Source organism: Symbiopectobacterium sp. Eva_TO, from assembly GCF_053848865.1.
On the sequence record NZ_JBSPEY010000004.1, the window covers coordinates 1,165,260 to 1,179,508 of the forward strand.

General features: G+C 52.3%; 11 protein-coding genes. 8 read left to right on the forward strand and 3 right to left on the reverse strand.

Annotated features, from left to right (window positions below; genetic code table 11):
- Positions 1–79: 79 nt before the first annotated feature.
- Complete coding sequence (locus tag ACWWJF_RS08060; protein ID WP_455869158.1) at positions 80–1,060, reverse strand: IS5 family transposase; 981 nt, start codon at positions 1,058–1,060, stop codon at positions 80–82.
- Positions 1,061–1,571: 511 nt separating this feature from the next.
- Between ACWWJF_RS08060 and sdhC the strand changes: the two genes are divergently transcribed.
- The 8 genes from sdhC (at position 1,572) to sucD (ending at position 11,351) form a co-directional block, all read left to right on the forward strand.
- A complete protein-coding gene (gene sdhC / locus ACWWJF_RS08065) occupies positions 1,572–1,961 on the forward strand; it encodes a succinate dehydrogenase cytochrome b556 subunit (RefSeq protein WP_455869159.1) in 390 nt (129 codons plus the stop codon).
- Entirely contained in the window at positions 1,955–2,302 is a 348-nt protein-coding gene (gene sdhD / locus ACWWJF_RS08070; RefSeq protein WP_455869160.1) for a succinate dehydrogenase membrane anchor subunit, read from the forward strand. The genes sdhC and sdhD overlap by 7 nt, the downstream gene beginning before the upstream one ends.
- Complete coding sequence (gene sdhA / locus ACWWJF_RS08075) at positions 2,302–4,068, forward strand: succinate dehydrogenase flavoprotein subunit (RefSeq protein WP_455869161.1); 1,767 nt, start codon at positions 2,302–2,304, stop codon at positions 4,066–4,068. The genes sdhD and sdhA overlap by 1 nt, the downstream gene beginning before the upstream one ends.
- A gap of 18 nt (positions 4,069–4,086) precedes the next feature.
- Positions 4,087–4,803: a succinate dehydrogenase iron-sulfur subunit gene (locus ACWWJF_RS08080; protein WP_455869162.1), complete on the forward strand. Its 717-nt coding sequence runs from the start codon at positions 4,087–4,089 to the stop codon at positions 4,801–4,803.
- A gap of 311 nt (positions 4,804–5,114) precedes the next feature.
- Positions 5,115–7,922: a 2-oxoglutarate dehydrogenase E1 component gene (gene sucA / locus ACWWJF_RS08085; protein WP_455869163.1), complete on the forward strand. Its 2,808-nt coding sequence runs from the start codon at positions 5,115–5,117 to the stop codon at positions 7,920–7,922.
- Between the two features lie 15 nt (positions 7,923–7,937).
- The gene (odhB, locus tag ACWWJF_RS08090) at positions 7,938–9,158 is read left to right on the forward strand and encodes a 2-oxoglutarate dehydrogenase complex dihydrolipoyllysine-residue succinyltransferase (RefSeq protein ID WP_455869164.1); all 1,221 of its coding nucleotides are present in this window, start codon (positions 7,938–7,940) and stop codon (positions 9,156–9,158) included.
- A gap of 154 nt (positions 9,159–9,312) precedes the next feature.
- A complete protein-coding gene (gene sucC, locus ACWWJF_RS08095) occupies positions 9,313–10,479 on the forward strand; it encodes an ADP-forming succinate--CoA ligase subunit beta (RefSeq protein WP_455869165.1) in 1,167 nt (388 codons plus the stop codon).
- A complete protein-coding gene (gene sucD, locus ACWWJF_RS08100; protein WP_455869166.1) occupies positions 10,479–11,351 on the forward strand; it encodes a succinate--CoA ligase subunit alpha in 873 nt (290 codons plus the stop codon). Before sucC ends, sucD begins: the two co-directional genes overlap by 1 nt.
- A gap of 405 nt (positions 11,352–11,756) precedes the next feature.
- Here the strand turns inward: sucD and ACWWJF_RS08105 are convergent.
- Both ACWWJF_RS08105 and ACWWJF_RS08110 read right to left on the reverse strand, forming a co-directional pair.
- Positions 11,757–12,451 (reverse strand): IS1 family transposase gene (locus tag ACWWJF_RS08105; protein WP_455869167.1). Its coding sequence is split into 2 segments (ribosomal slippage): positions 11,757–12,208 and positions 12,208–12,451, totalling 696 coding nucleotides; the frame shifts between segments, so codons are not numbered across the junction.
- A gap of 546 nt (positions 12,452–12,997) precedes the next feature.
- The gene (locus tag ACWWJF_RS08110; protein ID WP_455869168.1) at positions 12,998–14,038 is read right to left on the reverse strand and encodes an IS481 family transposase; all 1,041 of its coding nucleotides are present in this window, start codon (positions 14,036–14,038) and stop codon (positions 12,998–13,000) included.
- Positions 14,039–14,249 lie beyond the last annotated feature (211 nt).

Consider the following 14,249-nt stretch of genomic DNA (forward strand, 5'->3'; position numbering starts at 1 on the left):
CAGTGGCCGGGCTCACCACCACATCAAAGGAAAACCGTGTTCTTCTGGTTAGTAACGATTCTCTAAATTCTAGTCTACTCTAGTCATTAACGGCTTTGTTGAATAAATCAGAACTTGTGACTGTGCCCCCAGGTCGATTGTTACGTGATGCGAATACTGTTCGGCTTAATAGCGTGATCCGGTTAAGCGCTTTGACCATCGCCATGGCTTCACCCACCTGAGCATCGTAGTCACGCAGACTTAGATGACCACCCAGAAGCGTTTTGAACCGGAACATGGCCGTTTCAGCCACTGAGCGTCGGTGATAGCCCACTTTCTTTTTCCAGGTATCGTTGCTGCCGCTCAGGCGCTGATTTGCAACAGCGTGGTTACGCTCGTGGTAGTGGTCCGGCCAATATTGCGCCCCCCTTCGCGGCGGGATAAGCGGCCTTATTTTCTTCCTCAGCAGAGCATCATGGCAGTAACCTGTATCGTAAGCGCCGTCAGCCGATGCCTCTCTGATTTTCCGGTGGGTCTGGTTTATCAGTGCCGGTAGAGCCTGGGCATCAGTCGTACCACTGAGCGACAAATCCGCACAGATAATCTCATGCGTCGCACTGTCTACTGCCAGATGCAGCTTACGCCACACCCTGCGTCTGTCAGCACCATGCTGCCGGACTTTCCATTCGCCTTCGCCAAAGACCTTCAGGCCGGTTCCATCAATGACCAGATGTGAGATTTCACCACGGGTTGGCGTTTTTATGCTGATGTTCACTGTCTTTGCTCGCTTGCTGAGCAGCGAATAGTCTGGACAATGCAGCGACAATTTAATCAGTTTAAAAATCGAGTCAACAAAACCCTGTAAAGCCCTCAATGAAAGGCCAAACACGCGTTTCATCATCAGGACTGTGGTGATGGCCATATCTGAGTAGTGGAGCGGTCGTCCACGCCGTTCAGTAGTCGTTTTTTCCGTCCATGCAGCAATGGCTGATTCATCTAGCCATACGGTTAGAGAACCGCGCTGCTTGAGGGCCTTGTTATAGGAGGGCCAGTTAGTGATTTTAAAATTTTGTTTTGCCATGGAGACCTGATGTTGAAACAACTATGGTGATCTGATCCGATGATTACCCAAACTTTCTATTTATTCAACAAAGCCGTCATTAACATGACTTTCTACGTGGAATTCGACTTTCCACTGTTACACAAGTTATTTCGCTTGGGAAAGCCTATCTTGAATTCTTTAACGGGCGACTTTCATATTACAGCCCTATTTGTCATTTAATTGTTTAATATATGTCAAATGAGTTGTTTAATTTTATATAAAAGGTGAAATAAGTGATCTCACTCACTGTTTAGCTGAAATGTCACTAAACAATTTGTGGGCTAATTGTAATAAGATTGTGAAGTACTTATACTCGCGTCAGGTCTCCGGAACCCCCTGAAGTAGGAGCACCCAGCGTGAATAAGTCATGTGCCGTTTAACATGGGATGTTGACGTTAAGGCCAACGTATCACCCGGAAGCATGTGGCTGCATTCTTCGCGCTGTCTGACCTAGTTACAGGTCCGGAGGAACGAAAAATAATAAAGGTGTGTGGAAAAATACGTGAAAAAACAAAGACCTGTCAATCTGGATCTGCAAGCGATTCAGTTTCCCGTAACTGCGATAGCCTCAATTCTTCACCGTGTCTCTGGCGTCATTACCTTTGTGGCCGTCGGCATCCTGCTGTGGCTGCTCGGGCAATCTCTTGCTTCAGAAGAGGGGTTCCTGTACGCCGCGGCCATTCTGGATAGCGTGATTGTTAAATTTATTCTGTGGGGCATCCTCACCGCGCTGGCCTACCACATTGTTGGCGGATTACGCCATCTGATGATGGACTTTGGCTTTCTGGAAGAAGATCTCGTGTCGGGAAACCGTTCCGCAAGGCTCTCTTTTATCATTACTGTCGTGCTTTCACTACTGGCTGGAGTCCTCGTATGGTAAGCAATGCTTCTGCATTAGGACGTAATGGCGTTCACGATTGGCTACTCATTCGCGCTTCTGCCATTGTTATCGTGCTCTACGTGATTTATCTCGTGGGGTTTATCGCGACGGCGGGGGATATCACCTATCCCGTCTGGCGCGGTTTCTTCGCGATGCCCCTCACCAAAGTGTTCACGCTGCTGACGCTGTTCGCCATCCTGGTTCACGCTTGGATAGGGATGTGGCAAGTGCTGACTGACTACATCAAGCCGCTGGCGTTGCGTCTGATATTGCAATTCGCCATCGTGGTGGCGCTGCTGGTGTACGTTATTTATGGAACCGTTGTGGTGTGGGGGGCGTGATGAATTTACCAATTAGGCAATTTGATGCCGTTGTTATCGGCGCAGGCGGCGCAGGTATGCGCGCTGCGTTGCAAATCTCCCAAATGGGACTTTCCTGTGCGCTGCTGTCCAAGGTGTTCCCGACGCGCTCGCACACCGTGTCTGCTCAAGGCGGTATTACCGTGGCACTGGGCAATACCCATGAGGATAACTGGGAATGGCACATGTACGATACTGTAAAAGGGTCGGACTATATTGGCGATCAGGATGCCATCGAATACATGTGCAAAACCGGCCCGGAAGCCATTCTGGAATTGGAGCACATGGGGCTGCCTTTCTCTCGTCTGGATGACGGTCGCATCTATCAGCGTCCGTTCGGCGGGCAATCGAAGAATTTCGGCGGTGAGCAGGCAGCGCGTACCGCAGCGGCGGCAGACCGTACCGGACACGCCCTGTTGCATACCCTCTATCAGCAAAACCTGAAAAACCACACCACCATCTTTTCTGAATGGTATGCGCTGGATCTGGTTAAAAATCAGGATGGCGCTGTATTAGGTTGTACCGCTATCTGTATTGAGACCGGCGAAGTGGTTTATTTCAAAGCACGCGCGACGGTACTGGCTACCGGTGGTGCAGGCCGCATTTACCAATCGACTACCAATGCCCACATCAATACCGGCGACGGCGTCGGCATGGCATTACGCGCCGGTGTGCCGGTGCAGGATATGGAAATGTGGCAGTTCCACCCGACCGGGATTGCGGGCGCGGGTGTTCTGGTCACTGAAGGCTGCCGTGGCGAAGGGGGCTATCTGCTCAACAAGCACGGTGAGCGTTTTATGGAGCGCTATGCGCCTAACGCCAAAGATTTGGCCGGGCGTGATGTTGTTGCGCGTTCCATCATGATTGAAATCCGTGAAGGGCGCGGCTGCGACGGTCCGTGGGGCCCGCATGCCAAGCTGAAACTCGATCATCTGGGTAAAGAAGTGCTGGAATCTCGCCTGCCGGGCATCCTGGAACTGTCTCGCACCTTTGCGCATGTCGATCCAGTGAAAGAACCGATTCCGGTCATCCCCACCTGCCACTATATGATGGGAGGCATTCCCACCAAGGTGAGTGGCCAGGCGTTGACGGTCAATGAAAAGGGTGAAAATGTGGTGGTGCCGGGGCTGTTCGCCGTAGGTGAAATTGCCTGCGTTTCCGTGCACGGTGCTAACCGTCTGGGCGGTAACTCGCTGCTCGACTTGGTGGTGTTTGGCCGCTCTGCGGGCATGCATTTACAAGAATCATTACAAGAGCAGGGTGAACTGCGCGATGCCAGCGACAGCGATGTCGAGGCTGCACTGGAACGCCTGAATCGCTGGAACAATAACCGCACCGGAGAAGATCCGGTGGAAATCCGCAAGGCATTGCAATCCTGCATGCAGAACAACTTCTCGGTGTTCCGGGAAGGGGATGCAATGGCGAAAGGGTTGGAAGAGCTGAAGGTGATTCGCGAGCGCCTGAAAAATGCGCGCCTTGATGACACCTCTACTGAGTTCAATACCCAGCGCATTGAATGTCTCGAGTTGGATAACCTGATGGAAACTGCCTATGCCACGGCCGTCTCCGCCAATTACCGCACCGAAAGCCGCGGTGCGCATAGCCGCTTCGATTATCCGGATCGCGATGATGAAAACTGGTTGTGTCATTCGTTGTATTTGCCGCAACATGAGAGCATGACGCGCCGCGAGGTGAACATGCAGCCTAAATTACGTCCGGCGTTTCCGCCGAAAATACGTACTTATTAATGTCGCGGAGATGGCACGATGAAACTTGAATTTTCAATTTATCGCTATAACCCGGATGTCGATGACGCACCGCACATGCAGGATTACACCCTGGAGGCGGAAGAAGGGCGCGACATGATGCTGCTTGACGCGCTGATCCAACTGAAAGAGCAAGATCCTACGCTGGCGTTCCGCCGTTCTTGCCGTGAAGGGGTGTGTGGTTCTGACGGCCTTAACATGAACGGCAAAAACGGGCTGGCTTGCATCACGCCGGTTTCGGCGCTGCAACGGGCCAAAGGTAAAATTGTTATCCGTCCGCTGCCGGGATTGCCGGTAATCCGTGATTTGGTGGTGGACATGGGACAGTTCTATGCCCAATATGAGAAAATAAAGCCTTACTTGTTGAATAATGAGCAGAATCCACCGGCGCGTGAACATTTGCAGTCACCGGACCAGCGTGCCAAGCTGGATGGATTGTATGAGTGCATCATGTGCGCCTGCTGTTCCACGTCTTGTCCGTCTTTCTGGTGGAACCCGGATAAATTTGTGGGCCCGGCGGGGCTACTGGCAGCTTACCGTTTCCTGATCGACAGCCGTGATACGGAAACCAAGCCGCGCCTGGATTCGCTGGATGATGCATTCAGTGTATTCCGCTGCCACAGCATCATGAACTGCGTTAATGTCTGCCCGAAAGGCCTTAACCCAACGCGGGCGATTGGTCACATCAAATCGATGTTGTTGCAACGCAGTGCCTAAGGCGCACCGCGAAACAGCGTAAGCGCCGCCGCGCAGAGAAATTACGGCGCGGCGCAGAGGTAAAACTGCCGTATTGTGCAGTGGTAAGACGTAACATGATTATCCCCCCGGCTCGCTGCGGGGGGATGATAGGAAACCTTTAAAAACGGGCTTGTGCGCCAAACCGGTTTTTAAAGGTTCTTTAAAGGGGAAGGACACCCTGGCCCTGCGAATCTGACAGGGAATGAACCGTTTACGGTGCCTGATTTTTTTACGGCACAGGACATGTTAACCACGGCGAAAACTGAAGCTTATTAGCTTAAGGGATCACAATGCAGAACGGCGCAATGAAGGCCTGGCTGGATTCCTCCTATCTGGCGGGCGCGAACCAGTCCTACATAGAACAGCTCTATGAAGATTTTTTAACCGATCCGGATTCTATCGATCTTAGCTGGCGGTCTATCTTCCAGCAGTTGCCTACGGCGGGGGTCAAACCCGATCAACTGCATTCCAAAACGCGCGACTATTTACGTCGTCTGGCGAAAGATGCTTCGCGCTTTAGCTCCTCTGTGACCGATCCTTACATTGACGCCAAGCAGGTCAAAGTATTGCAGCTGATAAACGCGTTTCGTTTCCGTGGACATCAGCAAGCCAAGCTGGACCCGATCGATTTACGCCCGCAAGCGCCAGTTGCAGAATTGGATCTGGCTTACCATAACCTGACGGCTGATGACCTTCAGGACACCTATAACGTGGGCTCGTTCGCCATCGGCAAAGAGACCATGAAACTCGGTGAATTGTATGACGCCTTGAAGCGCACCTACTGCGGTTCTATCGGTGCCGAATACATGCATATCACCAGCACCAATGAGAAACGCTGGATTCAGCAGCGTATCGAATCCATTACCGGCCAGCCTTCTTTCAGTTTGGAAGAGAAGCGTCGTTTCCTAAAAGAGCTAACGGCGGCGGAAGGGCTGGAGCGCTATTTAGGAGCCAAATATCCGGGTGCTAAACGCTTCTCGCTGGAAGGTGGCGATGCGCTGGTGCCGATGCTCAAAGAGATGATCCGCCATGCTGGCAACAACGGCACGCGTGAAGTGGTGCTGGGCATGGCGCACCGTGGCCGCCTCAATGTTCTGGTTAACGTGTTGGGGAAAAAGCCACAGGATTTGTTCTATGAATTTGCTGGTAAGCATAAAGAGCATCTCGGCACCGGTGATGTGAAATACCATCAGGGCTTTTCGTCCGAATTTGCCACCGAAGGCGGTCTGGTGCATTTGGCGCTGGCGTTTAACCCCTCGCACCTTGAGATTGTCAGCCCGGTGGTAACCGGTTCCGTGCGTGCACGCCTCGATCGTCTCAGCAGTGAGAGCGGTCCGCGCGTGTTGCCAGTGACGATTCATGGCGATGCGGCCATCAGCGGGCAGGGCGTGGTGCAGGAACTGCTGAATATGTCCACCGTGCGTGGCTATGAAGTGGGCGGTACGTTGCGTATCGTGATCAACAACCGCATCGGTTTTACCACTTCCAACCCGCTGGATATTCGTTCCACGGAATATTGCACCGACATTGGCAAAATGGTGCAGGCGCCAATTTTCCACGTTAACGCTGACGATCCGGAAGCGGTCGCTTATGTGACGCGCCTGGCGTTGGATTTCCGCAATGAATTCAAACGCGATGTGTTTATTGATCTGATTTGTTATCGCCGCCATGGTCACAACGAAGCGGATGAGCCAAGTGCGACGCAGCCGATGATGTACCAGAAGATCAAAAAACACCCGACGCCGCGTAAGGTGTATGCCGATCGCCTGGAACTGGAAAAAAGCATCACGCTGGAGGACGCCACCGAGCAGGTTAACCTGTATCGCGACGCGCTGGATGCAGGAGAGTGCGTGGTGGAAGAGTGGCGTGAAATGGACATGCAATCCTTCACCTGGACGCCTTACCTTAACCACGAGTGGGATGAGCCTTATCCGCACAAGGTAGAGATGAAACGCCTGCAAGAATTGGCAAAACGCATCAGTGAAGTGCCGGAAGCCATTGAAATGCATCCGCGCGTCGTCAAGGTGTATGCCGATCGTGCCGAAATGGCGCTGGGTAACAAGCCCTTTGATTGGGGCGGCGCAGAAACACTGGCCTACGCCACACTGGTGGATGATGGCATTCCTATTCGTATTTCCGGTGAAGACAGTGGCCGTGGCACCTTCTTCCACCGCCATGCCGTGGTGCATAACCAAAAGAATGGCTCGAGCTACACACCACTGGAACACGTGCATAATGCGCAGGGCACCTTTAACGTGTGGGACTCGGTGTTGTCCGAAGAGGCGATTCTGGCGTTTGAATACGGCTATGCCACGGCAGAGCCGCGCACGTTGACCATTTGGGAAGCGCAGTTCGGTGATTTCGCCAACGGTGCTCAAGTGGTGATCGATCAGTTCATCAGCTCCGGTGAGCAGAAGTGGGGACGCATGTGCGGCCTGGTGATGCTGCTGCCGCATGGCTATGAAGGTCAAGGCCCTGAGCACTCCTCAGCGCGCCTCGAGCGTTATCTGCAACTGTGTGCCGAGCAAAACATGCAGGTGTGCATTCCGTCGACGCCGGCGCAGGTTTACCATATGTTGCGTCGTCAGGCGCTGCGCGGTATGCGGCGTCCGCTGGTGGTGATGTCGCCGAAATCGCTGTTGCGCCATCCGCTGGCGATCTCCTCGCTGGAAGAGTTGGCTAACGGCGCGTTCCAGCCGGCTATCGGTGAAATTGACGAACTTGATCCGCAAGGAGTGAAGCGCGTCGTGCTCTGTTCCGGCAAGGTCTACTATGATTTATTGGAACAGCGTCGTAAGAATGAACAGAACAACGTGGCGATTGTGCGCATCGAACAACTCTACCCGTTCCCGCAGCAGGCGGTGCAGGCGGCGTTAGCGCCGTTCGCACACGTGCATGATTTTGTCTGGTGTCAGGAAGAGCCGCTCAATCAGGGGGCATGGTATTGCAGCCAGCACCATTTCCGCGAAGTGATTCCCTTTGGAGCGTCTTTGCGTTACGCCGGACGCCCGGCCTCCGCCTCTCCAGCGGTCGGTTATATGTCTGTGCATCAGAAACAACAGCAAGATCTGGTTAACGACGCGCTGAACGTTGATTAAATAAAAGGATAGATAATGAGTAGCGTAGATATTCTTGTCCCTGACCTTCCCGAATCTGTAGCTGATGCTTCCGTGGCGACCTGGCACAAAAAGCCGGGTGACAGCGTCCAGCGTGATGAAGTGCTGGTCGAAATTGAAACGGATAAAGTGGTGTTGGAAGTGCCTGCACCAGAAGCGGGTGTGCTGGATGCCGTGCTGGAAAGCGAAGGCGCTACGGTTACATCGCGCCAAATTCTTGGGCGTCTGCGCCGTGGCGATAGCTCCGGCAAGGAAACCAGCGAGAAAGCGCAGAGCAAAGAGTCTACGCCTGCCCAGCGCCATACCGCAGGGTTGACCGAAGAGAACAGCGACGCGCTCAGCCCGGCGATTCGTCGCCTGATCGGTGAGCACGGTCTGGATGCGGCTGCGATTAAAGGCAGTGGTGTGGGTGGCCGTATCACGCGTGAAGATGTCGAAAAACATCTGGCAGCGCAGGCTGCCAGCGGCAGCGACAAAAAAGCAGAGAAAGCCGCAGATGCTGCACCGGCGCTGGCTCATCGCAGCGAAAAACGCGTGCCAATGACGCGGCTGCGTAAGCGGGTTGCTGAACGCATGCTCGAAGCGAAAAACAGTACCGCCATGTTGACGACCTTTAACGAAGTCAACATGAAACCGATTATGGATCTGCGTCAGCAGTACGGCGAAGCGTTTGAAAAACGCCACGGCGTGCGTCTGGGCTTTATGTCGTTCTACATCAAAGCCGTGGTGGAAGCGCTGAAACGCTATCCTGAGGTGAACGCCTCCATCGACGGCGAAGATGTGGTGTACCACAACTATTTCGATGTCAGCATCGCCGTCTCCACGCCGCGCGGTCTGGTTACGCCAGTGCTACGCTATGTTGATGCGCTGGGCATGGCTGACGTTGAGAAGAAAATCAAAGATCTCGCAGTAAAAGGGCGCGATGGCAAGCTGACGGTAGAAGAACTGACCGGCGGTAATTTTACTATTACCAACGGTGGCGTGTTCGGTTCCCTGATGTCCACCCCTATCATCAACCCGCCACAGAGTGCGATTCTGGGCATGCATGCCATTAAAGACAGACCGATGGCCGTGGATGGTCAGGTGGTGATTCTGCCGATGATGTACCTGGCGCTTTCTTACGATCACCGGTTGATCGATGGTCGTGAATCCGTGGGCTTTTTGGTCACGGTAAAAGAGATGCTGGAAGATCCAACACGCCTGCTGCTCGATGTATAGCGCGTGATGGCGTAGACCGCCGCGCCTGCCGAGCGGCGGTCATACGGTGAAGGTATTGGTTTACTTTGTGCTATGCAGCCGCCTTTGGCGGCGTTATCCAATAATATCAAGAAAGTCATGCGACTTATCTTCAAACCGAGATGGATAGAACATCATGAATTTACATGAATATCAGGCAAAACAGCTCTTTGCTCGATATGGCCTGCCGGCGCCGACCGGTTATGCCTGCACCACGCCGCGCGAAGCAGAAGAGGCCGCCTCGAAAATTGGTGCCGGTCCGTGGGTAGTGAAATGTCAGGTACATGCGGGTGGCCGCGGTAAAGCGGGCGGCGTAAAAGTGGTGAGCAGCAAAGAAGATATTCGCGCGTTTGCGGAAAATTGGCTGGGCAAACGTTTGGTGACCTACCAAACGGATGCGCAAGGCCAGCCTGTGCATCAGATTCTGGTGGAAGCCGCAACCGACATCGATCAAGAACTCTACCTCGGTGCCGTGGTCGATCGCGCTACGCGTCGTGTGGTGTTTATGGCCTCAACCGAAGGTGGGGTGGAAATTGAAAAAGTGGCGGAAGAAACGCCGGAACTGATTCATAAAGCCGCGCTCGACCCATTGACCGGCCCGCAGCCTTATCAGGGGCGTGAGTTGGCCTTTAAACTGGGGCTGAGCGGCAAGCAAGTGGCGCAGTTCACCAAGATTTTCATGGGTCTGGCGACCCTGTTCCTGGAACGCGATCTGGCACTGGTGGAGATTAACCCGTTGGTGATCACCAAGCAGGGCGATCTGGTCTGTCTGGACGGTAAACTCGGCGCTGACGGCAATGCGCTGTTCCGCCAGCCGGAGCTGCGCGAAATGCGCGATCCGAGCCAGGAAGATTCTCGCGAAGCGCATGCTGCACAGTGGGAACTGAACTATGTGGCGCTTGATGGCAACACTGGTTGCATGGTGAACGGTGCGGGTCTTGCCATGGGCACCATGGACATCGTCAAACTGCATGGCGGTGCGCCGGCCAACTTCCTGGATGTGGGCGGTGGTGCAACCAAAGAGCGTGTGACCGAAGCCTTTAAAATCATTCTCTCCGACGACAACGTGAAAGCGGTACTGGTCAATATCTTTGGCGGTATCGTGCGCTGTGATTTGATCGCTGACGGCATCATCGGTGCGGTAGCCGAAGTGGGCGTTAACGTACCTGTGGTGGTGCGCCTGGAAGGAAACAATGCGGAACTGGGTGCCAAGAAACTTGCAGACAGCGGCCTGAATATCATCGCCGCCACCAGTTTGACAGATGCAGCTCAGCAGGTTGTGAAGGCAGCGGAGGGTAAATAATGTCTATTCTGATTGATAAGCACACTAAAGTCATTTGCCAGGGATTCACCGGCAGCCAAGGCTCCTTCCACTCTGAGCAAGCACTCGCTTATGGTACCAAGCTCGTGGGCGGCGTGACGCCCGGTAAGGGCGGCACAGAACATTTGGGCTTACCGGTGTTCAATACCGTGCGCGAAGCGGTGGAATCGACCGGCGCGACGGCTTCGGTGATTTACGTCCCGGCACCGTTTTGCAAAGACTCAATTCTGGAAGCGATTGATGCGGGAATTGAACTGATCATCTGTATCACTGAAGGTATTCCGACGCTGGATATGCTGACCGTGAAGGTGAAGCTGGAACAGAGCGGCGTGCGGATGATTGGGCCTAACTGTCCGGGCGTTATCACCCCCGGTGAGTGCAAAATCGGCATTATGCCCGGCCATATTCATAAACCGGGCAAGGTGGGGATCGTTTCTCGTTCAGGAACGCTAACCTACGAAGCGGTGAAACAGACCACCGACACCGGGCTTGGTCAGTCAAGCTGTGTTGGTATCGGCGGTGACCCGATTCCGGGTTCCAACTTTATCGATATTCTGGCGTTGTTCGAACAGGATCCACAAACCGAGGCCATCGTGATGATCGGTGAAATCGGTGGCACGGCGGAAGAGGAAGCGGCAGCCTATATCAAAGCGCATGTCACCAAACCGGTGGTAGGGTACATCGCCGGTGTGACGGCACCAAAGGGCAAGCGTATGGGCCATGCAGGTGCCATCATTGCGGGTGGTAAAGGCACGGCGGATGATAAATTTGCGGAGCTGGAAGCGGCTGGTGTGAAAACGGTGCGCAGCCTGGCGGATATCGGCGATGCCGTGAAAGATGTGTTGGCGCGTTAGTGCCTTGCCATAAGCGCGTGTTGTTGCTGATGAACCAACCTTAAACAGTGACACACGCTCGCCATCGGCATTCCCGCGAAAGCGGGAATCTCGTGCTGGTAGGACGCGTTTTTTCTGGCAGAGATCCTTGGCTTTCGAGGAGGATGACGAGAGGTAAAGTGATTTGCCAGCAGCCTGGGGGCCATCTTTGGATGGCCCTTTTTTATTGCCAGTACAGTAATAAAAGATGAAAACAAAAAATAATTAAGAACCGTTATTAACTCATCGCTCAATATATTAACCGTAGCAACATTAAATTAACAATTTAAACAATGTGGTTATGATTAAATCATCTACGCTTGATAGTGCGTTAAATTAAATCTGCGCGAGCAAGTCAAAAATTGGTTTGCTAGGTAATGACTCCAATTAGTAGAATATGTGCTTTTCGATGAAGGCTCCGATGACTTTTTCGTGGATCTCGACGGAGCGCGAGAAGCAAATCGTTTTACGCGCCAGTCGTTTAATGCGGGTACGGAGCGTCAGGTTATTGCGCTCTATGCGTTGCGTGAAGATCTTGCCAGTCAGATGTTTCTGCTTCGGAACCTCTCTTGCATAGCTGCCCCAGTTGTCACTGGTAATCATGCCGATGTTGAACGGTGTCAACAGAGTCAGCAATTCACGGCAGGTCTCATCGGTTCGGGGGCCAAAAGTGTAGGCCAGAACACCGCCCGTTTTGGTATTGTAAGCGTACCAGAGCCAGTGCTGTAGCGCCTTACTGCCAACGAAGCTCCATTGCTCATCAAGTTCACAGATAAGGGCGACGTCGGCGTGAGCAACGGGAGAAGACGTTATCCTGCGGGGCGAGAGCTTTTTAAAGCCCGGATGACCGTATTGATGCCGATTTTCAACGTTCTGGCGGTATCGCGAACACCGGCACCGTTGAAGGCCATATCAACGATCTGCTCTTTGACTCCCGGCTTTCGCGCTTCATAGCGGTAGGTAAGCTGGAATACACGGCGACAGCAGTGACACCGGAAGCGTTCGCGCTTAGTTGGACTAAGACCATGTCGATAAACTTTATCTGAATGGCAGCGAGGGCAATGAACAAAAACAGTAACCACGTGGAAACCTCAAATAGCGGCAGAATATCACAAAAGCCAACTATTTGAAGGCATTACCGTTTGCTAATTGATGCTATTGTTAAGTCTATTTCTACATTTATTTAACAAGTAATCGTATGGCGAAAACCTGGTAAACCAGAAATTAACATTGGGTGTGCTATTTGCGTCAGATCAAAATCTTAAGCTGGCTATCGACATATCGTTATACACATCTTTTGGCCATTTTTTGAACAGGATGCTCAGAACCCCGTGAATTAAGGCATTCAAGCCATCCCATTGGCTTTTTGAGGTTCAAAATGCCACTCTGAGATAAACCCGTAACTCATTGATTAAAAAGTGCGTTAGAAAGATGTGTATAACGATATGGGCTATCGATGGGGAAATACGCTTAAATTGCGCCACATCAATTTTCACCAAAGGTGCGCCGAAAGGGGAAAGTTGATTTGAAACCAAAAACACAATCTGTGTCACGTAAAAACCTATTTATTTGTATTAGCTCAGACCTGATCTGACAGTTACCGGTTATTTATACAGGTGTCTGTCAGATTAAATCTGGTTCAGATTTTTTTCTGCCCAGACTCGTTTACCATCAAGTAACGTGGCCATTGGCGTACGCCCGCAGCACATTTTACCCTGATGAGTTCGCTCATTATTGTAATGCCACAACCAGTTGTCCAGATCCTTTTGTAGACTTTCTAGGTCCTCGTATAACGTCTTACGGAACGCAACCTGATAAAAATCCTGCAAAATAGTTTTATGGAAGCGCTCGCAGATACCGTTTGTCTGCGGAGACATCGCTTTCGTTTTCGTATGGTCTATATCGTTGATAGCCAAGTACAGCTGATAGTCATGTTGTTCCACTTTACCGCAGTATTCCGTCCCCCTGTCCGTCAGTATTCTTAGCATTGGCAGCCCCTGAGCTTCGTAGAACGGCAGCACGCGATCATTGAGCAGGTCGGCGGCAGAGATCGGTGCTTTACTCGTGTAAAGCTTGCAGTGCGCCACTTTCGAGTACGTATCCACGAACGTCTGCTGGTAGATACGGCCAACACCTTTCAGATTACCCACGTAGAAGGTGTCCTGCGACCCCAGATAACCCGGGTGAGCAGTCTCTATTTCACCACAGGCTTCGTCGTCGTGCGCCTTCTTCTCCAGTGCAGCGATTTGAGCATCAGTAAGTACGATGCCTTCTCTGGCAACTTTTTCCTCAAGTGCCTTCAGGCGCTTACGAAAGTTTTCCAGATCGTGTCGTTGCCAGATGGAGCGCACACCGCTGCCAGAAATGAAGACGCCTTTTTTACGCAGCTCATTACTGGTCCGGTGCTTGCCATGAGCCGGGAACTCAATGGCGTAATCAACAACCGCACGTTCAGTGGCTTCATCAGCACGGTTTTTCAGGTTGGGAACCCGGCGGTTTTGGTTAACCAGAGCGTCAATGCCGCCTTTTGCCGCCAGTTCCTGATAGCGATAAAACGTGTCGCGTGACACCCCCATGATTTTACAGGCTTTTGATACGTTACCGAGTTCTTCGGCGAGATTGAGCAGGCCGGCTTTGTGTTTGATGATGGGATTGTTAGTATGAAGCATGAGAGTTACCTCGTGTTTTGTATAAGTATTCGACACCCATATCAAAACCGGTAACTCTCAACCTTTCAAGGTCCAGTGTCAGATCAAGTCGCGACTAATACAATTTATTGTAGGGGATTGCAGGCGTAATATAGCCGCTACCCTGTTTGTGGTATTGTTTTTAGCTATTTTTAACGTGTTTTCTTTGGCGTGTTATTGGTTTAACGGTGAA

What these genes read in the sequence shown, in the direction of transcription:
- sucC (WP_455869165.1), top strand. Translation starts at nt 9,313, where the DNA reads ATGAATTTACATGAATATCAGGCAAAACAGCTCTTTGCTCGATATGGC.
- odhB (WP_455869164.1), top strand. Translation starts at nt 7,938, where the DNA reads ATGAGTAGCGTAGATATTCTTGTCCCTGACCTTCCCGAATCTGTAGCT.
- sucD (WP_455869166.1), top strand. Translation starts at nt 10,479, where the DNA reads ATGTCTATTCTGATTGATAAGCACACTAAAGTCATTTGCCAGGGATTC.
- ACWWJF_RS08110 (WP_455869168.1), bottom strand. Translation starts at nt 14,038, where the DNA reads ATGCTTCATACTAACAATCCCATCATCAAACACAAAGCCGGCCTGCTC.
- ACWWJF_RS08060 (WP_455869158.1), bottom strand. Translation starts at nt 1,060, where the DNA reads ATGGCAAAACAAAATTTTAAAATCACTAACTGGCCCTCCTATAACAAG.
- sdhD (WP_455869160.1), top strand. Translation starts at nt 1,955, where the DNA reads ATGGTAAGCAATGCTTCTGCATTAGGACGTAATGGCGTTCACGATTGG.
- sucA (WP_455869163.1), top strand. Translation starts at nt 5,115, where the DNA reads ATGCAGAACGGCGCAATGAAGGCCTGGCTGGATTCCTCCTATCTGGCG.
- ACWWJF_RS08080 (WP_455869162.1), top strand. Translation starts at nt 4,087, where the DNA reads ATGAAACTTGAATTTTCAATTTATCGCTATAACCCGGATGTCGATGAC.
- sdhA (WP_455869161.1), top strand. Translation starts at nt 2,302, where the DNA reads ATGAATTTACCAATTAGGCAATTTGATGCCGTTGTTATCGGCGCAGGC.